Source organism: Sporomusa sp. KB1 (genome assembly GCF_007830295.1).
Taxonomy (GTDB): Bacteria; Bacillota; Negativicutes; order Sporomusales; family Sporomusaceae; genus Sporomusa.
The window spans coordinates 94,641-121,632 of record NZ_VLKC01000001.1 but is presented as its reverse complement, the minus strand read 5'-3'; the positions used below and the strand labels follow the sequence as shown (position 1 = coordinate 121,632).

Annotated in this window: 23 protein-coding genes; 21 read left to right on the top strand and 2 right to left on the bottom strand. The window is 41.9% G+C overall.

The window, feature by feature from the left end; all coding sequences use genetic code 11:
* Positions 1-318 precede the first annotated feature (318 nt).
* The 7 genes from nikB (at position 319) to SALPA_RS00495 (ending at position 7,771) form a co-directional block, all read left to right on the top strand.
* The gene (nikB, locus tag SALPA_RS00525; protein ID WP_145088473.1) at positions 319-1,254 is read left to right on the top strand and encodes a nickel ABC transporter permease; all 936 of its coding nucleotides are present in this window, start codon (positions 319-321) and stop codon (positions 1,252-1,254) included.
* Between the two features lie 34 nt (positions 1,255-1,288).
* Entirely contained in the window at positions 1,289-2,158 is an 870-nt protein-coding gene (locus tag SALPA_RS00520) for an ABC transporter permease (protein ID WP_222427788.1), read from the top strand.
* Positions 2,151-2,939, top strand: a complete 789-nt coding sequence (locus SALPA_RS00515) for an ABC transporter ATP-binding protein (protein WP_145088469.1) — start codon at positions 2,151-2,153, stop codon at positions 2,937-2,939. Before SALPA_RS00520 ends, SALPA_RS00515 begins: the two co-directional genes overlap by 8 nt.
* A gap of 8 nt (positions 2,940-2,947) precedes the next feature.
* Positions 2,948-3,904 carry an ABC transporter ATP-binding protein gene (locus tag SALPA_RS00510; protein WP_222427787.1) on the top strand — a complete coding sequence of 319 codons (957 nt, stop codon included), beginning with the start codon at positions 2,948-2,950 and terminating at the stop codon, positions 3,902-3,904.
* Between the two features lie 21 nt (positions 3,905-3,925).
* Entirely contained in the window at positions 3,926-5,545 is a 1,620-nt protein-coding gene (locus SALPA_RS00505) for an ABC transporter substrate-binding protein (protein WP_145088465.1), read from the top strand.
* A 78-nt stretch (positions 5,546-5,623) separates the two neighbouring features.
* The gene (locus SALPA_RS00500; protein WP_145088463.1) at positions 5,624-6,367 is read left to right on the top strand and encodes a class I SAM-dependent methyltransferase; all 744 of its coding nucleotides are present in this window, start codon (positions 5,624-5,626) and stop codon (positions 6,365-6,367) included.
* Positions 6,368-6,433: 66 nt separating this feature from the next.
* Positions 6,434-7,771 carry an S-layer homology domain-containing protein gene (locus tag SALPA_RS00495; RefSeq protein WP_145088461.1) on the top strand — a complete coding sequence of 446 codons (1,338 nt, stop codon included), beginning with the start codon at positions 6,434-6,436 and terminating at the stop codon, positions 7,769-7,771.
* 70 nt (positions 7,772-7,841) lie between these two features.
* Here SALPA_RS00495 and SALPA_RS00490 read toward each other — a convergent pair whose 3' ends face one another.
* Complete coding sequence (locus SALPA_RS00490; RefSeq protein WP_145088459.1) at positions 7,842-8,735, bottom strand: LysR family transcriptional regulator; 894 nt, start codon at positions 8,733-8,735, stop codon at positions 7,842-7,844.
* Positions 8,736-9,363: 628 nt separating this feature from the next.
* Between SALPA_RS00490 and SALPA_RS00485 the strand changes: the two genes are divergently transcribed.
* The 10 genes from SALPA_RS00485 (at position 9,364) to SALPA_RS00440 (ending at position 19,653) form a co-directional block, all read left to right on the top strand.
* Positions 9,364-10,518 (top strand): ABC transporter substrate-binding protein, encoded by a 1,155-nt coding sequence (locus SALPA_RS00485; protein ID WP_145088457.1) that lies wholly within the window; start codon positions 9,364-9,366, stop codon positions 10,516-10,518.
* A gap of 15 nt (positions 10,519-10,533) precedes the next feature.
* A complete protein-coding gene (locus SALPA_RS00480; protein ID WP_145088455.1) occupies positions 10,534-11,580 on the top strand; it encodes an iron ABC transporter permease in 1,047 nt (348 codons plus the stop codon).
* On the top strand, positions 11,580-12,347 hold the full coding sequence (locus SALPA_RS00475; RefSeq protein WP_145088453.1) for an ABC transporter ATP-binding protein: 768 nt from the start codon (positions 11,580-11,582) through the stop codon (positions 12,345-12,347). The genes SALPA_RS00480 and SALPA_RS00475 overlap by 1 nt, the downstream gene beginning before the upstream one ends.
* A 331-nt stretch (positions 12,348-12,678) precedes the next feature.
* Entirely contained in the window at positions 12,679-13,998 is a 1,320-nt protein-coding gene (locus SALPA_RS00470; protein ID WP_145088451.1) for a putative porin, read from the top strand.
* Between the two features lie 23 nt (positions 13,999-14,021).
* Entirely contained in the window at positions 14,022-15,620 is a 1,599-nt protein-coding gene (gene nikA, locus SALPA_RS00465) for a nickel ABC transporter substrate-binding protein (RefSeq protein WP_145088449.1), read from the top strand.
* Between the two features lie 50 nt (positions 15,621-15,670).
* Complete coding sequence (gene opp1B, locus SALPA_RS00460; protein WP_145088447.1) at positions 15,671-16,603, top strand: nickel/cobalt ABC transporter permease; 933 nt, start codon at positions 15,671-15,673, stop codon at positions 16,601-16,603.
* 2 nt (positions 16,604-16,605) lie between these two features.
* Positions 16,606-17,484 (top strand): nickel/cobalt ABC transporter permease, encoded by an 879-nt coding sequence (opp1C, locus tag SALPA_RS00455; RefSeq protein ID WP_145088445.1) that lies wholly within the window; start codon positions 16,606-16,608, stop codon positions 17,482-17,484.
* Positions 17,484-18,317, top strand: coding sequence for an ABC transporter ATP-binding protein (locus SALPA_RS00450; protein ID WP_145088443.1), 834 nt, complete (start codon positions 17,484-17,486; stop codon positions 18,315-18,317). Before opp1C ends, SALPA_RS00450 begins: the two co-directional genes overlap by 1 nt.
* Complete coding sequence (locus SALPA_RS00445) at positions 18,310-19,077, top strand: ABC transporter ATP-binding protein (protein ID WP_145088441.1); 768 nt, start codon at positions 18,310-18,312, stop codon at positions 19,075-19,077. The genes SALPA_RS00450 and SALPA_RS00445 overlap by 8 nt, the downstream gene beginning before the upstream one ends.
* Positions 19,078-19,098: 21 nt before the next feature.
* The gene (locus tag SALPA_RS00440; RefSeq protein ID WP_145088439.1) at positions 19,099-19,653 is read left to right on the top strand and encodes a GNAT family N-acetyltransferase; all 555 of its coding nucleotides are present in this window, start codon (positions 19,099-19,101) and stop codon (positions 19,651-19,653) included.
* Here SALPA_RS00440 and SALPA_RS00435 read toward each other — a convergent pair.
* Positions 19,639-20,403 (bottom strand): SDR family NAD(P)-dependent oxidoreductase, encoded by a 765-nt coding sequence (locus SALPA_RS00435; RefSeq protein ID WP_145088437.1) that lies wholly within the window; start codon positions 20,401-20,403, stop codon positions 19,639-19,641. The genes SALPA_RS00440 and SALPA_RS00435 overlap by 15 nt on opposite strands.
* A 906-nt stretch (positions 20,404-21,309) precedes the next feature.
* On the opposite strand from SALPA_RS00435, the gene SALPA_RS00430 reads away from it, so the two are divergent.
* The 4 genes from SALPA_RS00430 (at position 21,310) to SALPA_RS00415 (ending at position 26,910) form a co-directional block, all read left to right on the top strand.
* The gene (locus SALPA_RS00430) at positions 21,310-22,608 is read left to right on the top strand and encodes an aminoacyl--tRNA ligase-related protein (protein WP_145088435.1); all 1,299 of its coding nucleotides are present in this window, start codon (positions 21,310-21,312) and stop codon (positions 22,606-22,608) included.
* A 90-nt stretch (positions 22,609-22,698) separates the two neighbouring features.
* Positions 22,699-23,724, top strand: coding sequence for a radical SAM/SPASM domain-containing protein (locus SALPA_RS00425; protein WP_145088433.1), 1,026 nt, complete (start codon positions 22,699-22,701; stop codon positions 23,722-23,724).
* Between the two features lie 282 nt (positions 23,725-24,006).
* On the top strand, positions 24,007-25,278 hold the full coding sequence (locus SALPA_RS00420; RefSeq protein ID WP_255450696.1) for a DUF401 family protein: 1,272 nt from the start codon (positions 24,007-24,009) through the stop codon (positions 25,276-25,278).
* A gap of 21 nt (positions 25,279-25,299) precedes the next feature.
* Positions 25,300-26,910, top strand: coding sequence for an ABC transporter substrate-binding protein (locus tag SALPA_RS00415; protein ID WP_222427786.1), 1,611 nt, complete (start codon positions 25,300-25,302; stop codon positions 26,908-26,910).
* Positions 26,911-26,992 lie beyond the last annotated feature (82 nt).

Below are 26,992 nucleotides of genomic sequence, written 5' to 3'. Positions count from 1 at the left end.
TATTAAACATATCAATAGCAGTTATCGATATGTTTCATTTTACAAATATAAACTTTTTTATTTATACTGGTATCAGTTGGTTTTCTACAATAAATTCTACAAGAAAGTAGAAATATGACATTATATGAAATAATGTCTCGTTTACTCAGTAGATGTCATAAAATAATCATATTGTTATGAAACGACAGGCCATGAAGGTCCAAACAAGATGCATATATTATATGCATCTTGTTTGGACCTTCTTTTTTTATGATTCGACATAAAAAAGTTATGACGGAAGGTAAGAGCGGGCGCTGTTGCAGGAAAGGTTGAAAAGGTATGAAAAAGTTCACATTTATTTTTAAAAGGCTGTTGCAAATAATTCCTCTGCTAATTATTGTAACTATTTTAGCCTTTGCGTTAAGCAATATGTCATCTGGTGATGTGGCAGAGATAACCTTGCGCAGTCAGGGCTTGGAAGTTACTAAAAAAAATATTGACGCTGTGCGGGAAGAGTTGGGGCTAAATGCACCGCTGCTTACCCAGTATGTAAATTGGCTGATGAAAGCAGTTCATTTTGATTTTGGAATATCTTTTCAAACAAACAAGCCTGTTGCCGACGAAATATTGTCAAGATACCCCGCAACCTTTATGCTGGCTGTGGCAGCAATGTTTATTTCCATTTTGCTGGCTATACCGATAGCCCTTATTTCAGCGCGATACAAGGATTCGCTGCTTGACCACTTTTTCAGAATTGTGTCTACTGCCGGTGCAACCATGCCGGATTTCTGGCTTGGTCTAATGCTGTTATATATATTTGCCGTTCAGTTGAAACTTGTTCCGGTTATTTCCGGCAGCAAACTGCAAAATATACTGTTGCCTGCCGTAACCCTCAGCGTACATTTCGCAGCTATTTATATAAGAATTTTAAGAAATAATCTCATTGAAATAAATAGTTACGACTATGTGCGAGCGGCAAGAGCAAGAGGTCTTAGCAAAAATGCCGCTTTGCTGAAGCATGGCCTGAAAAATGCAGTGCTTCCCTGTATAACCCTTATCGGCGTAGACTTTGGCAAACTTTTAGCAGGTCAATTTGCTTGTGAAACCATTTTTTCCTGGAACGGAATAGGGAAATTTGCCGTTGACAGTATTAATCTGAAAGATTTACCTGTTATACAGGGCTATATAATCATTGTTGCTGTAACTTATATAATCATAAATCTTTTACTTGATATTTTATACCTCTATATCGACCCTAGAATAAGAATGGAATAACCAGCTTTATGGTTAGAAAGGAATGGTCATACTCTTGAAAAATAGCCTACTGGTTAAATTAAAAAAACAAAAATTGGCCATGCTGGGATTCATCATTATAAGCGTTTTTGTTTTGGCAGGTATTTTTGCCCCTGTTCTGTCTCCCCATGATCCCTATTCGGTTGATCTTAACCAGAAATTGCTCAAGCCATGCACCGAATTCCCGCTGGGAACCGATCATCTCGGCCGCTGTGTATTGTCACGACTGATCTATGGCATTAGGACAAGCCTCTCTACCGCAATTTTGGCTACAGTCCTGATGCTGATGATTGGTGTTCCTCTCGGCATTATGGCAGGCTATCTGGGCGGATGGCTTGATAATGCCATCATGCGTCTGGCCGATATTGCGTCAACCTTTCCGTCAAGCTTGCTTGCTTTAGCGGTTGTAGGTGTGCTGGGACCGAGTATTGTTAATATCATGATTGTTTTTATTGTACTTTGGTGGGCGCCTTTTGCCAGAATTGTACGAAGTATGGTTATAAAGCTTAAGGAAAAAGAGTTTGTAATGGCGGCTATTGCTGCAGGCAGCAGTCGGACATCCGTAATTTTAAGGCACATCACCCTGAATGTTATTTCTCCGGTCATTGTACTGGCAACGCTTAGAATTGCTGCGGTTATTATGCACGTTGCCGGATTTTCCTTTATTGGGCTTGGCTCACAGCCGCCCATTGCCGATTGGGGTGTTATGTTGAGTGACAGCAGACAGTATTTAACCTCACAGCCATTAATGCTGCTTTGGCCTGGACTGGCTATTATGCTTGTTGTGTTTGCCTTCAATGTATTTGGTGAAGGACTGAATGATGTTCTTAGCCCTACTTCAGGCTATAGAGCGGCAGTCAAGGAGGGTGACGAGCAACATGGCTGAGCAGCCGGTTTTATCCATAAAGAACCTTAAAACCTATTTCTACTTGGAAGGACAGGTAATAAAAGCCGTAGATGGGGTCAGTCTTGATGTGTACAAAGGCAGAATAACCGCCATTGTCGGCGGCTCCGGCAGCGGCAAGTCGGTTATGTCATTATCCATCCTTAATTTGATTGATGATCCGGGAAAAATTATTGACGGAGAAATATGGCTTAACGGGGTTAACCTCAGGGATTTGCAGGAAAAACAGCTTATGAAAATTAGAGGCAAGGAAATATCAATGATCTTTCAGGAGCCGACCAGTTCCATGAATCCTGTTTTTAAGGTGAAAAGTCATTTTTTCGAAGTAATTCGTACCCACAGCAAACAAGCGATAAGCAATAAAGATGCCGTAAGCCTGTTCAAGGATGTACTTGCCCGCGTTGGTTTGAAAAATGCCGATCAAATCCTGGAAAGCTACTCTTTTGAGCTAAGCGGCGGTATGTGCCAAAGAGTGATGGTAGCGATGGGACTGCTGGCTCAATCCCAGGTCTTAATCGCTGATGAGCCAACCTCATCACTGGATTTAACAACACAAGCTGCCATACTTGAAGAACTGCTGCACTTAAAAAATAGAGGTATGGCTATCGTGTTAATAACCCATGATTTAGGGGTTGTTGCCCAAATGGCAGATGATGTTTATGTGTTGAAGGACGGCAAGATAGTAGACAGCGGCACCGTATACGACGTGTTCGAATCGCCAAAGCATGAGTATACAAAAGCTCTGCTTGCTGCAATTTTTTAATTGTGAAAATGGGTGAAAGTGTGAATTTATTTGAAATAACAAACCTTTATAAATGCTATAACAACAAAGCAAAGCCCCGGGTATACGCTGTATATAATACGAATTTAACCATTAAAAAAGGTGAAATCCTGGGGCTGGTCGGCGAGTCGGGCTGCGGTAAAAGCACTTTAGGGAAAATGCTGTTAAAGCTGGAGCAGCCCAGTAGGGGAAGAATCATATTTAATCAGCAGGATATAACAGACTATTCCTTTAATCAAATGCGCAAGATCAGAAACAGCATGCAAATGATTTTTCAAGGCAGCGCCAATGCCTTTAATCCGTATTTTACGGTCGAACAAATCATCAGTGAACCCCTCAATAATTACAGCCAGGAATCAACTGAGAAAAAAAGAGAAAAAATCATTGCCATGTTGGAGAAAGTCGGGCTTGACCAAACCTATCTGACCAGATACGGCCACGAAATGTCCGGAGGTCAAAGGCAAAGGGTAGGTATCGCCAGAGCGTTGATCCTGAATCCGGAATTTGTCGTATGCGACGAGGCCGTTTCCAGCATCGACTATGCTATGAAAAATCAGATTTTAACCTTGCTAACCGATCTGAAACAGCAGTTTGCTCTTACCTATTTGTTTATTTCCCATGACATAGCCGCAGTCAACAAGATATGTGACAGGGTTGTTGTCATGTATCTTGGCAATATCGTGGAAATCATTTCCAATATCAATGGCGATGTACAGCACCCCTACACAAAGGCGTTGCTGGCGGCAACCCTTATTCCTGATCCCCAAAAAAGGGAGAAAAAAATGGTGCTGTATAAAGATGAAGAAGAATTAAAAATACCTGAGAGAGGATGTGTTTTCCAGAATCGTTGTCTTTATACGCAAGAAGTTTGCAAAGCTGAGCAGCCATCCTTAGTGCCAAAGACTGGCGAACATTATATAGCCTGTCATTTTTACTATAATCACTAATTTTTTGTTAGGAGAGAAGAAATGAAAAAAAACTATTTCACAACCATTATTGCATTGTTGCTATGTACCTGCCTGATCCTTACCGGCTGCGGCAAAAGCAGTTCCCCAGAAGCAAATAAGTCAAAAGGTGCCAAAGAAATCGTCGTGGCCATCTATCGTGACGGTGCCTTGAGTGAATTGGATGCTGCCAGCTATAATGGGCCGCACTTTTTATATAAAATGCTTTATGAGGGCTTTGTCGAAGATGGCGGCGAGGGAAAAATTCTGCCGCAGCTTGCTACCAGTTGGGACATTTCTCCGGACGGAAAAACCTATACCTTTAAGCTGCGGCAAGGAGTGAAATTTTCTGATGGCACTGACTTTAATGCGGCGGCAATTATCTTCAACCTGAAAAGATGGGTGAACAATGACCGTCATGCCATCCTAAGCGCGGCCAATGTGGAGAGCATGGAAGCACTGGATGATTATACCGTTAAAATTGTATTTAAGAGCGGTGCCTATCCGATTTTGACTGAGTTAACATACCCACGGCCTGTACGCTTTTTAAGCCCTGCCTCCATCGCCAAAATGGAAGGCAATGATAAAGGCAAATTTGTCAAACCTGTTGGCACAGGTCCCTGGATGGTCGAATCCTATACCAAAGATCAGGAATTTACCCTTGTGCCCAACCCCTATTACTGGGGAGAAAAACCTAAAGTGGATAAGATAACCTTTAAGGTAATAACTGATGCGCAAGCGAGATCGTTAGCGCTGCAAAGCGGCGAGATTGATATTCTCGGCGGCGATCTTATCGGCAAAATCCCGATGGAGAGTCTTATAGAGCTGAAAAAGACAGGCAAATTTGACATATACACCAAAGGATCCATGTGTTCGCATTTTATTGCTTTCAATCAAAAGGTAGAAGCCTTTCAAGATAAAAATGTCCGTTTGGCCATGAACTATGCTATTAACAAGCCCAGCATTGCAGCAAACCTGTTTGACAACATTGGGGCAGGCGCTAATGGTTTGTATCAACCCGGCATTCCTTATACTACCAATGAAAACAATTATGGATTTGCCAATGACAAAGAAAAGGCCAAACAATTGCTGGAAGCTGCCGGGTATACTGATACAGATGGTGATGGCATTCGCGAGAAAAGCGGGAAAAAGCTGGAGTTTAACTTTGTATTATCAACAGGAGAATTTCCTGAATGGAAGCAAATGGCGGAGTTTGTGCAAGCTGAATTTTCAGCTGTTGGCATAAAAGTAAATCTTAAGATTTTGGATAAAAACGGCTATGAAGATGCAACCATGAATACCAAGGCGTTTGATATAGCGCTGATGAGAACCTCTTCAGACTCTTGGGTACCGCACGGTTCATCGCTTGAGATGTTCTCCATTCTTGCTACAAGCAAAGCGGCAAAAGTATGGTATGACGAAGAGCTATATAACAATATTGTAAAAACCTTATGTACTCTTGACAAAACAGAAAGGCAAAAAAATTACGATACGGTATTCAAATTTATCAGTGAAGAAGCGCTGACTATTCCTATCTACTATCCAATTACTTCCTTCGCTGTTAATACAAATAAAATAAAAGGATTTGAAATTGGCGTTAATAACTATGCACCAATCGAATGGCAGAAGCTTGACGTAAAATAATAATCACATAAAATACAGATGCGTTATCGTATTGGCTGCGTATCTATATTTTAAAAAACGATGCAGAGGTGGATATAAGTGAATCAAGAAGAAAAATTGCTTAAAAACTGGACAGACAGTTCCAATAACTATAGCAATATAATCCAAGAAGAGTTAAACTGCTTTAAAAAACAGGCATGGACGGATATTATCCTTGAAAACGCTGGGAAAAGCACAAAGATGAAGATTCTTGACGTAGGCACCGGACCAGGTTTTTTCGCAATCATCATGTCCCAGGCAGGACATGATGTGACGGCCATTGATTGCACCGAGGCAATGCTTGCGGAAGCAAAGGCCAATGCCAAAAATGCCGGTATAACTGCCGACTTTAGAGTCTCTGACGGACAAAAGCTGGAATTTGACAACGAGAGCTTTGACCTTATTATTAGCCGGAACGTAGCATGGACTTTAATTGATGCCAGGCAAGCATATAGCGAATGGCAACGGGTTTTGAAGCCGGACGGTAAGATCGTAATCTTTGATGCGAATTGGAACATAGGATTATTTAATGAAGAATATATGAAAAAATACCAGGCGGACGAACAAGAATACGTGAGGTTATTTGGAGAAGAGCCGCCGCAGTTTACTGCGGAAATGATTGATTACAGAAAAAGTATGCCGATGTGCCAGCGGATCAGACCACAATGGGATATTGGCACACTTATAGAACTTGGTTATAAAAAGATCTATTGCGAAACTGATATCGGCGACCGGGTTTATGACGATAAGAAAAAGATACTATACCGCTCGACGCCAATGTTTATGCTGGTTGTCGAAAAATAGTGTGATCACTGGTACTGCTTTGAGTTCGTAGATGATATCTAACAACAGAAGCTGAGGGAGAAACAAGTGAAAAAACAAATAAGAAAACAAATAATTGCAGGTCTTTCTTTAATGTTGCTGACAGGTCTTGGCGGGGTGTCGGCGGAAGGGAATCCTTATGCCGATGTTCCCCCCAATCATTGGGCTTACGCAGAAATTGACGCCTTGGTGCAGGACAAGCTGATTGTGGGCTATGATGCGTCTGTATATGACAAGAACAAAATCGCGACCCGCTTTGAAATGGCCCGGTTTTTAGCCAATGCTCTAAGTAAATATGAACGGGCCGACACACAGCAAAAGGCCAAGATTAACCGGCTGGCGCAGAAATTTGCCGTAGAACTCAATACGCTTGGCGTCCGGACGGTGCAAACGGCACAATACTTCCCGCAAGAGCCGGCGGCTCAGCCGGCAAAACAAACCGGAGCCAAGAAAACGTCGGTTATGATTGACGGCGAGACCTTAATTGAAGCCATGGATGTGGACAGTGTGGAACATGCCGGCAGCAGTGCCTATAATTGGCGGCAGCGGCTGCATATCAATGCTGACTTCAATGACCGGGTGAGCTATAAATCGCGTATTCAGGCCAACGGCAAATTCGGCAGCGGCAGCAGTGCCAGCGGCGGTGCAACCAACGAGATGCGTTTTACCCGCAGTTTTGTCCAAGTGAAAGATTTTTTTGGCATTGACCAGTTTCAGGCTGGCCGGCTGCCGTTGGCTGTTGGGCGCTATTTTACCATGGCATTGCAGGGAGATGCTGACGGCTTTGCACTTAAACATCAGTTTGGCAAGGCCAGGCTGGATGGCTATTGGGTGATCCCGGAAAATAATACCAATGTAAGAGGGGTAAATTTGAATTTTGCGCCGGAGAAATCCTTTGAATATAATATAAGCTATATTTCTGCCGATGCCAGTGCCAAAGCCGGTGTTCCGGCAGCCAACTATGTAGAAGCAGGTCTTTCCAGGGAAATGAAAAAGGGGATCACCGGCGTATTCGATTATACAAAATCCGATGCTCCGGGATCACCGGATGCATGGGCTGCACAAATATCGTACAACTGGGTAAGTGGCAAACGGCAAACAGGATTTTATTCATACGAGGGTCTTGTAAACAACCGTATACCACACGATCAGGCTTTAGCCATAATCTACCGGGATATTGAGAAAAACGCCTTACCGGGAAATTATGGAAATTTTAGCGGCTTTGGAACAGTCAAGACAAACGGACATAAAGGCTTTATGCTTGGTTACCAAAATATGGTAATAGGTGGTGTGCGGTTGTCCCTGCAGTATCAAAATCTGGAGGATAAAACAAGCGGTGATCATGACCATCGCTATTACGGCGCTTTTGATATGTATTTTAATTAAAGGGCCTATTGGCATAGCAGTAGGAAACGGTTTCTCGAACATCATTTTGCCGGTAAAAAGAGAGTAGCAGCTAAATAGGTACTGCTGTCAGATCATACTTACTCATCATATCAAGCCAGTCACGAACAGGCTGCCGGGCAAGACGCTTGGGATGGGTCACTGCATACGTCTGCCAGCGGGGCGGCAAAGGTGAGCCGGTAAGGGGGACTTCGACGACTGAGTTTCTGGCCAGGGCTTTTTGCACAGTAGAACGGGTCAAAATGGCTGCCCCGGCACCTTCCTCAACAAGAGAAACGATAAAAGACGGATTGCCGATATTGGCATGAAACCAGCGTGTGCCCGGAAATAATTGGGCAATCCAATCGCTGAAACTTCCTCCCCAGTCATGAAACAGCAAGTTGATTTTTTCCAGATCCTTAACCGGAATTTCTGTCCGGTCCGCAAGCGGGTCATCAGGTGGACAAATAAAAACAAAATCTTCTTCATTACATAAAAATGTTGCAAAACGGCGAATTCTTGGTAATTGATAAACGATCGCAATGTCGATGATACCATCTACCAAAGACTGCAAAATATCAGTTGAATGACCGGCAACAGCTTTTACCGAGATACGGGGAAAGCTGCGCAGATATTCGCGGTAAACCGGGAATAAGAGGTTTGGCAAAATGGAATATACATTGCCGATGACTAAACTGTCATCGAATAGGGTGGCTGAATTTAATTTGGCTTTGCCGTTTTCTAATTCTTCCAATATATGCTGGGCATAGGGAAGAAACATGAGACCGCTCTGTGTCAGGTCCACACGCTGATTATCTCTTATAAATAGCTTTTGTCCCAGTGTCTTCTCCAACTCAGCAATACGGGCACTGACTGTTGATTGGACAATATTTTGTATTTCCGCCGTTTTTGAGAAGCTCTTGGTTTGTGATAAAATTTGCATCGTTTTTAAAACTTCAATATCCATAGTTGACCTCCTTATATAATCATAAGCACGCCATGTTATTATACAAAAAATATTTACAGCTTTCTGTGAAAATGGTAACATTTAATATAATAATAGCGAATTTAAGAAAATTTGCAAATATGACAGAAGTTATGTTATTGTTTAGACCTATAATAACAGCACATTAGACGAAAATGTGGTATGAAGCCATTCAGTGTAGAAGAATGGCTTCATACTTTTTTGTTGTGCAAAATGTTGTTAGTGAGCTATAGGGAAAAAACTGGTACTGATGAGAAAAAGTACTTAGCTTTGATGGTTTCCCTGGAAGGAACTTGCTTGGACACGGGTGAGACTATCCGAAGGTAACATATGAATTGAGCGTTTTGGGTGTATGTAAGAAAAATGATTAGTTTCCGAATAACTTGGTAATTTATGAATAGTTTTACAAGAATGTATTGCATTGTTGTTTATAATAAGCTATAATTTCAGCAAATGCTGACTTGAAGGTCAGCGAGCTAGCTAGTAGGACAGATCTAAAGCTGAATAAGTAAGACATATCCACGAAGGGTATTTGGACGATTAGAAGTCCTATCCTTTGTGGTTTTTTATTTTCTCAGAGGGTACTACAAAATAATGGGGGATAGTTACAATGAATTGGAAATCGTCATTAAAACAACTATGCTTAGTAGTTTTAGTATTTTTGGTTGCTATTACCGCACTAATAGGCTGCTCACAGCAAACAGCAGTGAAAAAAGATGAACAAATACAGGTTACCGACCTTGCCGGGCGGGAGGTAAAAATCAAAGCGCCGGTCAATAAGGTAGTGCTGCAGTGGAGCGGCAGCGGTGGCGGCTTTATTACCATGCTGGCGCTAGAGGGGAAAAATGTACAGCAAAAGATTGCTGGCTGGGATAATGGATTAAAGATCAACCGCTTCGATATGTGGGAAAAGTATTCTGAAGCCATGCCGGAATTGGAAAAAATTCCTGATATAGGGAATCTCGATCAGGATAGCTTTAATGTTGAAAAGGTTATTGCCTTAAAGCCGGATGTACTTATTTTACCGCTAAGTATGCAGAAACAAGCCCAGGATATTATAAAAAAACTGGAAGCAGCGGGAATACCTACTGTATTTGTTGATTATCACCTGGAAAGTATCGAAAATCATACGAAAAGCATTCAATTGCTGGGGAAAATTTTTGGACAAGAGCAGCGGGCACAAGAACTGGCCGCCTATCACCAGGAGCAGGTCAATAAGATCTACTCACGGTTGCAAGCCATTAATAAGCCTAAGCCTAAAGTCTATGTGGAGTGCGGTTCAGAAGGTCCGGCTACATATGGTAATAGTTATGGAAACTATATGTGGGGGGCTTTAGTGGAAAAATGCGGCGGTAATAATATAACCAAGGATAAAATTGAAAAATATGCTCCAATAAATCCTGAGTTTTTACTTAAGGCTAATCCTGATATTATCATTATCACAGGTTCATATTGGCCGAAAAAAACGGAATCCATGCGTATGGGCTTCATGGCCGACCAAGCAGAATCGCAGAAATTACTTCAGTCTTTTACCAAACGGACAGGCTGGGCAGAACTCAGCGCAGTGAAGAATAAGCAAGTGTTTTCCATCCATCATGCTATTTCCCGTGAGGTCTATGATTCAGTGGTTATTCAATATCTAGCGAAAAAGTTTTATCCCGAAGAGTTTAAGGATGTAGACCCGCTGCAAAGCTTCCAGGAATTCCACAAGAAGTTTTTACCGGTTGAACTAAGCGGTGTCTGGATGATGGATTTGCAAAATTAGGCGAGGAGAATGGGTATGGAACTAGTAAAAGAACAAGTAATATATCATGGTATTACTGCAAAAAAGTATTTATATTTGCTTCTATTCGCTGCGGTATGCACGGTGAGCTTGCTTGTTGATATTTTGGTGGGGCCAGCGTGGTTAGCTGTACCAGATGTAATTAATGCAGTTTTGGGGACAGGTTTGGTTGAGCCGACAACAGCGGTTATTGTCTGGACCTTGCGGCTGCCGACAGCCTTGATGGCCCTGGTTGTCGGCGCAACCCTGGGTATTGCCGGTGCCGAGATGCAGACCATTCTGGATAATCCACTGGCCAGCCCCTATACCCTGGGGATATCGGCAGGGGCCGGTTTTGGTGCGGCATTGGCCATTGTTGTGGGGGCAGGTAAGCTACCAATTCCTGAAGATTATCTTATCCCGTTCAATGCTTTTGTTTTTGCGCTGTTAAGCTGTCTGTTGATTTACTTCATCGGCAGGGTCAGAACGATTACCGCTGAAACCATGGTACTGGCTGGAATTGGCCTGCTGTTTCTCTTTCATGCCTTATTGGCCTTGCTGCAATATACGGCTTCCGCTGAAGCACTTCAGGCCATAGTATTTTGGCTCTTCGGCAGCTTAATGAAGGCAACCTGGGCCAAAGTGGGAGTAGTTGCGACAGTCCTTGTCCTTGCCGTTCCTCTGCTTGTAAAAGACGCATGGAAGCTTACAGCCCTGAAGCTGGGCGATGAAAAGGCCAAAAGCCTGGGAATAAATGTCGAAAAGCTGCGGCTCAAGACATTTGTGCTTATTTCGTTGTTAACTGCTTCGGCAGTGTGTTTCGTAGGTACTATCGGGTTTATTGGTTTGGTCGGACCTCATATTGCCAGAATGCTGGTAGGCGAAGATCAACGGTTTTTTTTGCCTGTATCGGCTTTAGGCGGAGCCCTGCTGCTTTCGACTGCATCTATTGGCAGTAAGATGATTATTCCGGGCGCGATTTTCCCGATAGGAATTGTTACCTCGCTGATCGGCGTACCATTCTTCTTTTCTTTGCTATTGACGCAGAAAAGAGGGTACTGGTGATGCTGAAAATAAGTAATTTATCTTTTGACTATGGCTCACAGCCAATATTAAAAAACGTCAATCTTACCTTTGGGCCAGGAAAAATGACGGCTGTTATTGGCCCCAATGCAACAGGTAAGTCTACGTTGTTAAAATGTATCAGCGGCATTCTGCGGGGGCAGGGTGATATTCTGATGGATGGTAAGAACCTAAGTACTCTTAAGCTACAGGACATAGCAAAGCAGATCAGCTACCTCTCACAAGAAGGTTGTGGAAAAGCTGTTTTGAGTGTTTTCGAGGTTGTTCTTTTGGGAAGAGTACATTCACTGTCCCTGAAAGTCAGTGATGTCGAGGTAAATTATGTTTTGAAAATTCTCAGGCAACTAGGTATAGAAAAATTAGCTGCCAGGAATATTTGCGAGCTGAGTGGCGGTCAAAAGCAGCTGGTGTTTATCGCACAGGCGTTAGTGCGCGAACCTAGCATTTTACTCTTGGATGAACCGACAAATTGTTTGGATTTGCACCGGGAACTGGAAATGCTGGAGTTAATCAAAAAACTGACAATAACCAGGAAGCTGATAACTGTTGTTACATTGCATCAGCTGGATATGGCAGCCCGCTATGCCGATGAAATCGTTGTCTTATTTGACGGCGAGGTGTATGCAGCCGGACAGCCTGCAGCAGTACTGACCACGGAAATGCTCCGGACGGTGTACCAGGTGAATGCTGCCATTCACCTGGCCAGTGATGGCGTTCCCCATGTTATGGCAATGAGTTCGATAAAATAAAACAGGATAGTATTATCAATTCGACAATAATCCAAAGCATAAACAATTATTTTGATAAAAAAGATAAAAATACATAAATTAATAAAATTCTAGCAACATTGGTATTGTAAACTAATAAATAGTACGTTATACTATGAACAAATGCAGCAATGAATGCTGTAAGTGAATTTTACATTATGAAAATTAAAAACTGTTATTTGTTGGTTTGAAACCACGGTTAGCACAGCTAAGAACGGCTGAGCTTATCGTGGTTTATTATTTTTTATCTTCAATATGAACCTTTTTTAGAACTGATATATTATCTGACGAGGAAAAGAATAGGAGAAAATTGATGAAAAAGAAAACTATGATTGCTCTGTGTGCCGTATTCAGTTTAAGTATGGCTGGTACTTCACTGGCCGTCCCGGCAAATCTTTTTGCGGTAATTCCGGAAAAACACTGGACCTATAATGCGATCAGCCAGTTGGCGGAAGCTGGCCTCGTCGAAGGCTTTGGCGGAGGAGCTTACAAAAAAGATGTCATCTTAACCCGTTGTGAAATGGCAGCTATTGTAGCAAAAGCCATGGCAAAATCAGCTAATGCTGATGCGGCAGCCCAAGCCACTATTGAAAAACTTAAGGCTGAATTTGCGCCTGAATTTAACCTGAGTGAAACAAGTACTGTTGCCAGCCGTTTAGATAAATTAGAGAAAAATACGTCGCCGATAAAAATCACCAATGGTGATGTCCGGATTCGTTACCAGAGTAACTGGGATCAAAAAGCTAAAAATACCGCTAAAGACACCGACACACGCATACAAGAGCGAGTAAGACTAAATATTGCGGCAGATGTTACCGATAATTTAAAGTTCAATAGCCGTCTTGTGGCAACACATACCAGTAATAAGCGCGCTGTCGATGGTTCAAGTAAAAGTTCAACTTATGCCAATCCTGCCTTTGACCGGGCTGAACTGCAATGGAAAAATAAGCAGACAACCGTTGCTTTTGGCCGCATATTGCCCTCTTTGGGCCAGGGAATTATCTGGGATGGCAACTCAATTGACGGAGCCTACGCCACCTATGATTTTGGCAATGCCCAACTATCAGCCGGCTACGGTGATTTAGCCGCCTATACAGGCAGTGGGGCCGCGACAAATGCAGCCTTAGCTAATCTGGATGTAAAAATTGGCCAGAATACTAACCTGACTGTCGCTCATCTGGATACCATGACTAATTCTGTCGGGTACAATGTTAACCAAACAGCCTATGGTTTTAAAACAAAAACCGGTGACGTTACTGTTAGTGGCGAATATGTAGAAAACAATCATGACAAATTGCCGTCAGATGCTCAAAAGCATGGCTACTGGGGCCGGGTACAATGGAAAGGCATCGACAACAGCAAGCCTGGTTCCTATGGCATCAATTTTGATTATCTAAGTCTGGGAAATTATGCGGTTGATTCAACTAACAACCCAGGTACTTTGGTAGTAAGCGGCGGTAATGGCATTGGTGGTGCAGGAGCCAAGGGCTTTGGCCTTGGCGTGCAATATGTATTTGCTAAAAACGCCAATGTTGAAGCCAGATATTATAATTTAAAACCATATGATGAAAATAAAGCTGGTTTTAATGAATACAAGCCGTCTTATCATTTGATTACCAACTACAAATTCTAAAACCCATAAGAAGGAGAGTTCAAATGAATTTCCAAAAAGTTCTAGCAATGATAATGGCAATTGCCCTGTGCGCCAGCTTGCTTGCAGGCTGCGGCAAAAGTACTGGTGGTAATGCGGCTGTTGCCAACAAAAATGAAATTAACTACGCCAGTACCAAAGATATCCGTGACATCAATCCGCATTTATATCTGGGAGAAATGGCTGCTCAGAATATGGTGTTTGAAGGTTTGACCAAAAATGAAGGTGGTAAAGTCGTGCCGGTTTTGGCGGAAAGCTGGGAAATTTCGTCTGACGGTTTGGAATATACTTTCCATTTGCGCAAAGGCATCACTTTTACTGATGGTGAACCTTTTAACGCGCAAGCTGTCAAATTAAATATGGATGCCATTGTGGCCAACATCAAACGCCACCAGTGGTTAGATATGGTCAATGAAATTAAGGAAAATGTAGTTGTTGATGAGCATACCTTTAAACTGGTATTAAAGCATCCGTATTATCCGACTTTGATTGAACTGGGGCTGACCAGACCTTTCCGTTTCATTTCGCCTAAATGCTTTATTGACGGTGCAACACACAATGGCGTCAATGGCTATGCGGGAACCGGACCCTGGATTTTGTCCAAGCACGAGAACAATCAGTACGCAACCTTTATCCGTAACGAAAATTACTGGGGTGAAAAAACAAAAGTCGCTACAATCACTTGGAAGGTCATGCCTGATCCCCAGACAATCTTATTAGCGCTGCAAAAAGGTGAAATTGACCTCTTGTTTGGGGCTGACGGCGACCAGATTGACCTGGATTCTTATAAGAAGCTGGAAAAAGAAGGCGCATATAAAACGTATCTCAGTCCACCTATTGCCTCCCGTGCTATTTTGTTAAATACCCAAGCACCTGTTACCAAGGACTTGAAGGTTCGTAAAGCCTTTGAACATGCTATCAATAAGCAAAATATCATTAAGGGAATATTAAACGGCTCTGAAGAGCAGGCCGACACCTTGATGGCTAAAACCGTGCCGTTTTGTGATATTGCTTTACAAACATTTGCTTATGATCCGGCAGAGGCCAACAAACTGCTGGATGAAGCCGGCTGGATTAAGGGCGCCGACGGCATCCGTGTCAAAGACGGCAAGAAATGCGAGGTGACTTTTTCTTACAACGCCAAGAATGCGCAGGAAGGCACCATTGCCGAGTCCATGCAGGCTGATTTGGCAGCTGTAGGCGTTAAAATGAATATTTTGGCTGAGGAAAAACAGGCTTTTCTGGATAGACAGAGAACCGGTGATTTTGACCTGCAATATTCTTTATCCTGGGGAACGCCATATGACCCGCAGTCTTATGTATCTTCCTGGAGAATTCCTGCTCATGGGGATTGTCAGGCGCAAAAAGGTCTCGAAAGAAAACAGTGGCTGGATGATACCATCACTAAAATTATGATTGAAGCTGATGCGAGTAAACGGGCAGAACAATACAAAGAAATTTTGACTTACGTCAATGACCAGTGTGTGTACATACCGATTTCTTACTCCAAAACCAAGGCCGTTGGCATCAAAGGATTGCAGGGGGTTACATTCAACGATTCTCAATATGAAATTCCCTTTGAAAAGATGTATTTTGGCAAATAATCGACCTACTGATGCTATAATGAGCAAGTATTCTGGAATGGAGCAAGCCGATGAAAATTTATATCATCAAACGAATTCTTTGGATGATTCCGATTTTTATCGGAATCTCCTTCTTTTCGTTCATTCTTATTAATGTAAGTCCCAGTGACCCGGCCGAGGTGGCTATTAGGGTGACAGGTATTACGCCTACCGAGGAAAATGTGGCTGAGATGCGGCAGGAACTTGGTTTGGATAAGCCCTTTATGACCCGCTATATTGAGTGGGTAACCAATGCTTTGCACGGCAATTTTGGCAAATCGTATATTACCCAAAAACCTGTTGTCAGTGAATTTGCCGATGCCATTCCCGCTACGTTGTATCTGGCTGGCGTAGCCTTGATTATCACCCTGACAGTATCGGTGGCTGCCGGCGTATTCTGTGCATTACAGGAAGGCAGTGCCGGCGATATACTTATTCGCGGCCTTGTGTTTGTGGGGACAGCCATACCGTCCTTCTGGGTCGGAATTTTGCTGATGTGGCTGTTAGCTGTAGAAATTCCTATTTTCCCGACCAGCGGTATGAGAACGCCGGATTCAGTTGCTTTGCCGGCAGTGACGTTAGCTCTCGGGTACATTGCCACTTATGTGCGTTTAATCCGGAACACCATGATTCAAAATCAGCATGCTAATTTTGTTTTATATGGCAAAGTCAGGGGTTTGAAAAACAGCACCATTACAAAGCATATTTTTAAAAATTCACTGAATACTTCATTGACTGCTTTGGGAATGTCCATTCCCAAGCTCATTGCCGGTACTGTTGTCATTGAAAATATTTTTGCCTGGCCCGGGGTTGGCCGTCTTTGTGTTACCGCGATTTTTGACCGGGATTTCCCCACTATTCAGGCTTATGTGTTAATTATGGCCATATTGTTTGTAGTCTGCAATCTGCTGGTAGACATTGGCGTGGCTGTTATTGATCCAAGAATGAGGAAGGAGGAGGACTAACGATGGCAGGTTTTTGGACAAGGTTTAAAGCAGATAAAATGGCGCTTGCTATGGCTGTTTTTTTAGGTATTGTCATATTGCTATCGCTTTTGGCACCGCTAATAGCTCCCTATCATCCGGCTCACCAGGATATTGCCAATAAGTTTGCCCCGCCTTCAGCCGAACATTTACTAGGAACAGATCAACTGGGGCGGGATATGTTGTCCCGAATTTTGTGGGGCGGTCAAATAACAGTGCTTTGGTCGCTTGCCACTATGTTTTGTACAATCGGTATTGGTATTCTGTTAGGTGTTGTTGCCGGCTATTTCCGAGGCTGGGTAGATGAAGTCATTATGCGTGTCTGTGATATTATGCTGTCTTTTCCCAATGAGGTGCTGATTTTGGCGATTATTGGTGTAATGGGAACCGGAATTCTCAATATTCTTCTCGCAATGGTTATCGCCAAATGGGCCTGGTATGTCCGGATGATCCGTTCCATTGTCATTCAGTTTATGGATAAAAATTACATTTGTTTTGCCCGGGTGTCTGGCTGTAGTGCCCGGCATATTATTAACAAACATCTGCTCCCCAGCGCTATGGGAGAAATCTGTGTGTTGGCTACGCTGGATGCAGGCAGCATCATTTTGAATATTTCCGCCTTGTCCTTTTTGGGTTTGGGTGTTCAGCCGCCAACCGCGGAATGGGGAATGATGCTCAATGAGGCTAAAAAGGTTTTGAGTATAAACCCTTGGCAAATGCTGCCGCCGGGTTTTGCCATTTTTCTGGTTGTTGCTGCCTTTAATTTTCTGGGAGACAGTATTCAGGAAGCGTTGGATCCACAACTGGATAAAAGCATGAAGAAACGACTGTCCATTTTCAGACGCAAGAAGGCGGTGGCTTGATGAGTAATTTATTAACTGTACGGAATTTAAAGGTCACTGACCTGCGAACCCAAGCTGAAATTATTCACGGCGTCAGCTTTGAGCTAAAAAAGAACAGTTGTCTGGGAATTGTGGGAGAAAGCGGCAGCGGTAAATCCATGACGGCCAAAGCAATATTGGGTCTAACTAATCCTTGGCTATGCAGTGAAGGAACGGCTGAGTTGTCAGATGGGCACGGCGTTCTGGATTTGCTGCAACAGGATGAAAGTACGTTACGGTCGATTCGGGGACAGCGTATTTGTATGATTCTGCAGGATGCCATGTCGGCATTTGACCCTCTGGAGAGGATCGGCAGTCAGATGTCTGAAACCTTTATCGAGAATAAAGGAATTTGCCGATCCGAGGCCATGAACATGGTGGTGGAAGCTTTGCAGATGATAAATATGCCTGAACCGGAGCAAGTGTTGAAAAAATATTCCCACCAGCTTTCCGGTGGGATGTTGCAGCGCTGTATGGTGGCGACGGCGTTGGCTATGAAACCTGATATTATTGTGGCCGATGAACCTACAACTGCTTTGGATTCTATCAATCAGCGGCTGGTGGTGGAAGAGTTTAAGCTGCTCAGGCAGGAAATGGGAACTGCTTTGATTTTTATTTCCCATGATCTGGGTGTGGTGCAGCATCTTGCCGACCAGCTTTTGGTTATGCGCTGCGGTGAGCCGGTAGAATACGGCGAAGCCCGGTCGATTTTCAAGACTCCTCAGCATGAATATACGAAGTATTTGATTGACAGCCGGCTCGAAATGTCCAAGTCGTTTCAAAAGGCAATGAAACGAGGGGAAGTCAGTGCCTAATTTGATTGAGATTAAAAATATTGAAAAAAGCTATTTGAAGGCCGGCAGCAATTTTGGCGACACCAAAGTCAAGGTATTAAAGGGTGTAACCTTGACTATTGAAGAAGGCCTTTGCGTTGGTCTTATCGGCGAAAGCGGCAGTGGCAAAAGTACGCTGACGCGGCTGATTTTAGGTCTTGAAAAGCCTGATAAAGGCAATGGTACTATTTTAATTGAGGGCCAGCCTGTGCGTCAGTGGATAAAAGCGAATCAGGGGAAAATGAGTGTGGTTTTTCAGGATTATGCATCTTCGATCAATCCGCAGTACACTGTCCGGGAGACCATTGAGGAACCTCTGCGTGCTATGGGGCACACGGGAAACTTAGCTGGCAAAATTGATGTTCTTTTAGATAAAGTAAGTCTGTCGCCAGACCTGAAAGACCGCTATCCGCATGAACTTAGCGGCGGCCAGGTTCAACGTGTTTGTATTGCCAGAGCCATTTCTACTAATCCCCGATGTATTGTCTTGGACGAAGCCATCAGTTCCCTGGACGTTTCTGTTCAAATTCAGGTACTGAAACTGCTGCATAAACTTCGGCTTGAAATGAAGATGACGTATCTTTTTGTGGCTCATGATTTACAGGCTGTGGCTCATTTGTGTAATAAGATGGTATTTTTGTACAGAGGTGAAATAGTCGAAGAACTTATGAGCGGGGATTTGGCCAATGCGCAGAACGAGTATGCAAAATCACTGCTGGCTTCGGTTATTCCCTTTAGTTGAAAAAAAAGGAGCGGGATTCGTATGGAAATTAAACATAAAGATTGTACTATTCGCAAGATTACAGCAGAAGATATTGTACCTGCACTTGATTTTATCATTCCTATGCTGAAAGAGGTGTATCCTACTATACCTGATGTAGCCTTACGCTGGGACCTTGCAAATATGGAAGAAGCTTATGTTATACCTGATAACTCAGTCATGTTTGCTGCCTTTGATGGCAGCGGACAAGTTGTTGGAACGGTCGCCATCAGACCTTATGATGATAGGATTGAGGCGGTTCGCGGTTGCTATGATGTGTCAGCCACTGCCGAATTATCCCGTTGTTATGTAAAAAACTCACTGCGCCGCCAAGGACTTGCCGGCCGGTTAGTGGCAGCCATTCAAGACGATTGCCGTAATTATGGTTATGAGACTATTTGTCTGCATACCCATAAGTTTCTGCCAGGTGGTTTTCCCTTTTGGCTAAGTCAGGGTTATAAAATCCAAAGTGAGAAACCGGAAGACCTTGAGATTGTATATATGGATAAACGGTTAACTCAGCAATGTTCACTTATTTTTGAACTAGCAGGCAGTTAATCCGCCATCGACTGTCCACACTGCACCAGTGACAAAGGAGGCAGCGTCAGAGGCTAAAAAGGAAATAACGTGGGCAACTTCTGAAGGCTGCGCAATGCGGCCAAGCGGGTATAAATTTGCCATATCTGATAGAGTGCAGATGTTATTGGGAGCGGTAAGCTGACGGTCCAGCAGCGGTGTAGCCACATCGCCAGGGCATACACAATTGGCGCGGATATTATAAGGGGCGCATTCTAAAGCTAATGCCTTGGTAAGAGCAATGACTGCTCCTTTAGAAGCGCAGTAGGCTGTACACAAGAGATTGCCATTGATGCCTGCGTCAGAAGCGAGGTTGATGATAGAGCCTCCACCGGCTTTACGCAGTTCAGGCAAAGCGGATTTGCACATGAAATAAACACCTTTTACATTGACATCCATAATAGTATTATAATCTTCTTCACTGACATCAGAGATTAAATTTTCTTGATAGATACCGGCTGAATTCACCAAAATATCAAGTTTTCCCAAGCTGGCGGTTGCTTGTTTTATTATGTTAACGCAGTCTGCAGGACGAGAAATGTCTCCCTGCACATAATCAATGGTGTTTGAAATTGTAGCAAGGGATTGCTTTGCGGCATGACCCTTTATAGAATCACGACCAACGATAACAACCTTTGCACCGCTGGATAAAAATAGTTCAGCGGTAGATAAACCGATGCCGGAGGTTCCTCCAGTAATAACGGCGACTTTGTTGAGTAGGTCATACTGCATGACATGAGCTCCTATCTTAAAAATATTGTTTAGACTAGAACAGATATTTCGGGTTTATGGTTTGCTTTTCCTGCTACACATATCACCTGCCGCTATGTGGCGGAAAAAGGAGTGGAGCGTGCCCTTCTCAAAAAAACATTTATTTACAAAAATACTAAAATAGTGTAAAATATATGTGAATAGAGTTGTGAAAACTCATTACAAATTTAGTCATATGGAAATGTAAATACAGATATAACGTAACTCAAGGTATGAAGCCGGTAAAGGACGTGAATAGGTCCTTTATTCGCTCATACCTTTTTTATTTATAGTGGCGTTATAGAATTTACTACTGATATGGCTACTTATGCCTAATGAACGGGTATTCATCTTTAATTCAAAAAAGGAGATTTAATCTAGTTTTCTGTATACTCCTTGTTTGTCAGGTAGGCGCAGTTTGCGCCGCCGAAGCTCCGACTAACTATACTTTTTGGCATAATACTGTCGAACAGGCGGACAAAGAAGCTTGGCACTTGATGGGAAGCAAGCCGACGGAGGTTGTGGTGCTGACTAATATGTTAAGATTAAAAATTTAAAAGTTTGAGCAAATCTCTTGAAGAGATTTACCATAGCGAAGTGTAATATTTTGACTTGAAGGTCATTGCTATCCTTCCGTGGCATGTAATGCCCAGCAGAAGGTTACGATGGCTTTTTTGTATTCTGAGTTAAATGAAACTCATCGGTCGTTCAATCCAATAGTTATATTTAATAAAGGAGGTGTTGATAGTTAAGTTTTTAATAAGGTAGCAGTTCGAGAGCGTCAGTGTGTCTATTGCGAGACTGTGTAATCGGCAAAGAAGGGGTGGCTTATGGGTGCTTATAAGGATGAGCGAATTATTAATGGATGATTACAGGAGGGATTAGGTAATGAGAATATTAAATATTGATGGAACGATTACTACTACTACTACTACAAAAATATTGAACAAGCTTGCAGGAGAAAAACAAGAGGATGATTTTGTTAATAAATATGACTTAAATATAGAAAAATTGAAAATCGTAACGCAGGACTCTACATCTGGAGAAGGACATTATATCTTCCTGCCAAGAGGTGCAATTTTATTCAATCTCATTAAGGAATATATCTATGGTCTATATGCTGATCTAGAATGTTTTTATATAGAGACACCTGTGCTTACAGATTTCGAGAATTTAGCTGTTGTAAATCATGTTGAGCAATCAGGAGAGAACACGTATCATACAAATTCTTCAGGAAGACATCTTGTTACAAAAATAGGAGTGCTTTATTCTCAGATGGGATTAGTTGGTAAAAATGGTTTATCTTCCAGCCATCTACCACTAAAGCTTTTTGAGATGACCAAATGCTGTAGGCTTGAGGAAAAATATAGCCCATTACGTAGAGCGTGTGAGTTTACCATGATAGATATGCATGAATTATTTAATAACCTGAATGAATCACTTGACGAAAGTCTTCAGATACATAAAAAGATACTTGAGCTTGCAGCCGAATTTAACCTGGATTTCTATTGTACATACAAAGTTACCAACGACTTTTTAGAAAAAAATTTGGAATGGATATTACAATTGGTTCGTTTGCATGAAAGGGAAGCGTTGCTTCTGGAAGCTAACCCTCGAAAAGGAAGACCAATTAATGTTGAATATCATTTTGATGTAGGTGAAGGGAATCCACTTGAAGTATCAGCCTTTCAGTTAGATTATGACAATCCTATAAAATTTGGCATTTTGAAAGAAGATGGCTCAAATCCCATTGTATTACATGCTAATATTGTTGGTTCAATTGAAAGATTTATGTATGCAATTTTATCAAGGATTATTGATGGGGGCTGCTTTCCAATGTGGTTAGCACCTGAGCAAGTAAGACTCATTCCTGACTCTGTGGATGATTTAGAATTATGTATAAAATATGCTTCCATGCTGAATAAGGAATCATTAAGAGTAACTATTGATGATCAACTGCAGTGTTCTACGGAGCAAAGATATGCATTGGCAAAGGAGAGCATGATACCAGTTATTGTACATGTACGTGCGGAAAATGCGTCAATTTTGCAAGCGCCTTCATTTTATAATTATACTGATTTTAGATTGAAAGAATTCACTGAACAAGTCAAGTTAGAAACGAAAGGGAAGCCTTTCATGAGGGCCACATACCCCCATAGACTTTCACAATGGCCAGGATATTTTTGAGCGTATTAGTAGTCTTGAAACTACCAATTTTGCGAATTATTAGGCAAGCGCGAACTATATACTTGAAAAATGTCTAGGAGGGGAATTTGAATGGAAAGAAATAAAAAGAAGATTGAAAAGATTGAATTTCAGCTTACAACTTCCTGTAATATGTCTTGTAAATTCTGTTTTAATGGTGAAGAAACATCGTGTGACAAATTAAATCCTGAAATAGCATGTAGGACTATAAAAGATCTCGTTATTTACTCAAATGCTAATTCTCCGTATGTAGATCTTAAATCCGTATGGATAACAGGAGGAGAGCCGCTTTTAGAAAAGGATACGGTTTTAAAAATTATTTCAACTTGCAAGTCACTCAAAATTACATCTGGCTTGAGTACTAATGGGCTTCTCCTCGAAAAATACATTGATCAATTACTGGCAACTGGTTTAGATGAAGTAAAAATTTCGTTGGACTCTATAGATGCCAATCTATTCAAAAAGGTTAGAGGTGGCTCACTTTCAACGGTTTTGAAGAATATAAAATTAGCAACAAACACTAGTCTTAAAACATACATCCGAATTACAGTAACCAATGAAAATATTAATACAATTAATCCAATTATTCAATTGTTAGCAGATTTGAGCGTGTCCACAATCGAACTTAAAGCTGTTCTTCCCATCGGTCGTTCAGACTTTGAACTTATGTCTGAACATCTGTTATTAGAAAAAGCATTCAACGATGCTGTTAAAATTTTGCCGCAGAATAAGATGAATCCTATTATAACAGTTATGTGCAATTATCTCCCTCGCTGCAAAGGATTCGTCGTTTCTCCAAATATTGCTTGTGTTTGCAGCCATTCGGCACTTTATGTAGCTGCTAATGGAAGTATTATACCCTGTAGCTATTTCCCAAAAGAAAGTCGTTATAATATTTATCGAGATTCTCTTTTAGATGCATGGACTAGCTCTTTTTTTGAAAACGTAAGAAATAGTGCCACTACCCAATGCAAAACATGTGAAAACTGGGATTCGTGTAGGAATGGGTGTCCAGCAGTACTTTATACCCATAGTAAATTAAGTAGTTCTTGTTTTGATGTTATTAATGAAAATATCTATCCGCATCAAGCAATGTAATTTGCTATATAATCAAAAGTCGATTTCTAGTATACACAGAAACTTATTTTGAAATGTGAGTTATATATTAATTCATGTTTTTTAATTAACATTAATTTTTAGCTGTAACAATGGTTTTATGGAAAGTATTAATTTATCTTGGATACGAGTCAAGACTCCCGCCTCTATTGGCGGGTTAATTCAGGTGGAGTAGACTCTCCACCTGAATTCCCAATGTTTCAGCTATGCTGAAACGAGTTCACTAAACCATTAGTAGCTTTCAAAAATTTGGTTCAAATCAGCTTGGAATTAAGCTTTATATATTGTTTGGTTAATATAACGACGAAACAAGGTAAGGTGATGATTATGATCGTAATGCTTAAGGTGCTGTTAACTTTAACAGTAATAGTTTTCTTAATGCAAAAGAGATTCCTGCTGGGCAATACCATGATGATTGGTGCCGGGCTGGTCTTTCTAATGTGTTCACCTCAATGGAGTACATTTGAGTCGGCAGGAAGAGAGTTATTATATAGTTCAAGTACGTGGGAGATTTTGCTGGCTGTATTTCTGGTTATGTGTTTAGAATATCAGTTGCGAACAAGCGGAATTGTCAATGGTCTAATGACCGTATCCCGGGCATTTTTTAAAAGTGACAGAATGTTATTGGCTTTAATGCCAGCCTTTCTTGGTTTCTTACCTTCCTTGGGTGGTGCTATTTTTTCCGCACCTTTAGTGGAGGAAGCCGGAAAGCAGTATAATCTTTCCCCTGACCAAAAAACATCAATTAATCTTTGGTTCCGGCACGTGTGGGAGTGTACCAATCCAATACTGCCTTCCTTGTTATTAGCCAGCCAAATTGCACAAGTTCCTGTAAGTGCGCTAATTATCAATATGCTTTGGGTCGCAGTTATAGGTTTGGTGGGAGGATGGTTTGTCTACATTTCACCGTTGCCCAATAATATTGAAAATCAGATGATAACTGCTTCCTGTTCGGAAGGGAAAAATAACTACCAGTACCTGTTTCTATCGGCCGGGCCGATAGTTGCCAATTTTCTACTGGTCGTTGGGTTTGATTTTGGTCCGGCGATGTCAATGCTGCTAGTGGTTGTAAGTATGACATTATTGTTGCAGATGAAACTGAAGAATATTATTACCATGTGCCAACATGCATTTGATCGGAAATTACTATGGGGACTCATTGGCATTCTTTTTTTTCAAGCCATCTTGAAGCAAACAGGTATTATTGCAGATGTTGCTTTAGTATTAGAAAGCATGGGTATCCCCATAGTGGTAATGATTGGTAGTATTGCATTTCTTGCAGGAATACTTACAGGTAGTTCCCCGGGTTTTGTGGCGATCGCATTTCCTTTTGTCGCAGCAATTTCTAGTGGTAATATTGCTATGGCTGTAGTCGGTTATGTGGCTGGTGTTGCCGGACAGATGTTGTCACCCGCACACTTATGCCTTTTGGTGACCTTAGAGTATTTTAAAGCTGATTTTTTTAAGTCGTTACGCCCGATTATGCTTATGGAAATAGTTATATTGCTAACTTTATCAATAAAAATGACATTCTAAAATAGACTGGAGGAATACAGAGTGAAATTAAGTTACCTGCGGCAATCAATACGAGTCATTTTTTGTATAATTGTGGTTGCGGCTTTGCTTTGGGGGTGCAGCAGTTCTAAACAACCAGTTTTAACTGACGCAAAAGATATGGTTTTTACCATCGCTGACCATACGGGAGATCATGGCTTTCCTTCACCGTTTGCCCACTACTTTCGCGGTCCCGGTTATCTGCGTATGAGCTTTATTTTTGATGCCTTGATATGGAAGGATGATAAAGGCTACATTCCTGCATTGGCGGAAAGTTGGGAGTACAATAAAGAGGAAAACTCTTACGTGTTTCATTTGCAAAAAAAAGCCACTTGGCATGACGGCCCAAAATTTACGGCCAAAGATGTGATATTTACATTTGAATATTTAAAGCAACATCCCTACTATACCACTAACATCAGTATGATTAAACAAGTAGAAGCCCTGAATGAATATGAAGTCAAATTTTATTTAGATCGTCTTTATGCTCCTTTTTTGGATACCATTGCCGGTACTATACCAATCCTGCCTGAACATATCTGGAAAGGGGTAACAGATCCCAGTAACTTTCGGCAAAAAGAAGCTTTAATTGGTACAGGGCCTTTCCGGTTAGTTGATTACAGTAAAGAAAATGGTACTTATTTATATGAAGCCTACAATGAATATTATCAGGGTAAGCCTAAGTTTCAACAGATCAAAATGGTTAAGATGAATGTGGAAATGGTTGCAGCAGCGCTTAAGCAAAAGCAGATTGACATGGCTCAGATACCGCCAGAGTTAGTAAAACCCTTAGAACAAGCGGGGATAAAAGTAATGGCGATGCCTCATGATTGGGTTGCCAATCTGGTTATCAACCATCGCAGGGAACCTTTCAATAACAAAGAATTTCGCCGGGCTTTGGCCTATGCAATTGACCGAAAAGCACTTATTGAAACAACATTACGGGGTGAGGGAATTGCAGGAAATCCCGGGTTAGTACCTGCTGATAATGAATGGTTCAATCCCGCGCTTAAAGATTTGTATGCCTATGACCCAGCTAAGACTGAAAGTATTTTAAGCAGTCTAGGCTATGTGAAAAATGGCCCGTATTGGGAGAAGAATGGTCAAATACTGGAACTGGAATTACTGGCTGGCAATAGCGGCGGCAGTGGCGGCGTTGATGAACCAGGTGAACGCCACGGAGAGTTTATTAAGTCGCAATTAGAGGAAGTGGGAATAAAAGTAAATCTGTGTATTTTAGAATCCAAAACCGCCGACAGCCGTATCAATGAGTGGAATTTTGATTTAGCATTAAATAGTCATGGCGGTTTAGGGGCTGATCCGGATTATTTGAAAAACGAGATTATGGGTAAAAACTTTAACAGCGCCCGTTTTCAGGACAACGAGACTTTAGCTAAGTTACTTAACCAGCAGGTTTCTATTTTAGATAAAACTGAGCGTAGGCAGCTAATTGATAAAATACAGGCAGAGTACGCCGATGAAGTACCTGCTGTGCCATTATATTATCCTACGAGGTACTATGCCTATAGCCCTAAAATATCTTTATTCATTACTAAACAAGGCATCGGGTTGGGCGTACCCATTCCTTTGAATAAAATGTTCTTTATCAAATAGCTGCTTATTAGCTATGGTCCTACTAAAGAATTAGCATTTGATTTTGCGCAGGCCAATGCCATTGGCAATATTGACAATAAAC

Coding starts and splice junctions, on each gene's coding strand:
- nikB (WP_145088473.1), top strand. CDS start 319: ATGAAAAAGTTCACATTTATTTTTAAAAGGCTGTTGCAAATAATTCCT.
- SALPA_RS00515 (WP_145088469.1), top strand. CDS start 2,151: ATGGCTGAGCAGCCGGTTTTATCCATAAAGAACCTTAAAACCTATTTC.
- SALPA_RS00510 (WP_222427787.1), top strand. CDS start 2,948: ATGGGTGAAAGTGTGAATTTATTTGAAATAACAAACCTTTATAAATGC.
- SALPA_RS00505 (WP_145088465.1), top strand. CDS start 3,926: ATGAAAAAAAACTATTTCACAACCATTATTGCATTGTTGCTATGTACC.
- SALPA_RS00490 (WP_145088459.1), bottom strand. CDS start 8,735: ATGGATATTGAAGTTTTAAAAACGATGCAAATTTTATCACAAACCAAG.
- SALPA_RS00485 (WP_145088457.1), top strand. CDS start 9,364: ATGAATTGGAAATCGTCATTAAAACAACTATGCTTAGTAGTTTTAGTA.
- SALPA_RS00480 (WP_145088455.1), top strand. CDS start 10,534: ATGGAACTAGTAAAAGAACAAGTAATATATCATGGTATTACTGCAAAA.
- SALPA_RS00475 (WP_145088453.1), top strand. CDS start 11,580: ATGCTGAAAATAAGTAATTTATCTTTTGACTATGGCTCACAGCCAATA.
- SALPA_RS00470 (WP_145088451.1), top strand. CDS start 12,679: ATGAAAAAGAAAACTATGATTGCTCTGTGTGCCGTATTCAGTTTAAGT.
- nikA (WP_145088449.1), top strand. CDS start 14,022: ATGAATTTCCAAAAAGTTCTAGCAATGATAATGGCAATTGCCCTGTGC.
- opp1B (WP_145088447.1), top strand. CDS start 15,671: ATGAAAATTTATATCATCAAACGAATTCTTTGGATGATTCCGATTTTT.
- opp1C (WP_145088445.1), top strand. CDS start 16,606: ATGGCAGGTTTTTGGACAAGGTTTAAAGCAGATAAAATGGCGCTTGCT.
- SALPA_RS00450 (WP_145088443.1), top strand. CDS start 17,484: ATGAGTAATTTATTAACTGTACGGAATTTAAAGGTCACTGACCTGCGA.
- SALPA_RS00440 (WP_145088439.1), top strand. CDS start 19,099: ATGGAAATTAAACATAAAGATTGTACTATTCGCAAGATTACAGCAGAA.
- SALPA_RS00435 (WP_145088437.1), bottom strand. CDS start 20,403: ATGCAGTATGACCTACTCAACAAAGTCGCCGTTATTACTGGAGGAACC.
- SALPA_RS00430 (WP_145088435.1), top strand. CDS start 21,310: ATGAGAATATTAAATATTGATGGAACGATTACTACTACTACTACTACA.
- SALPA_RS00425 (WP_145088433.1), top strand. CDS start 22,699: ATGGAAAGAAATAAAAAGAAGATTGAAAAGATTGAATTTCAGCTTACA.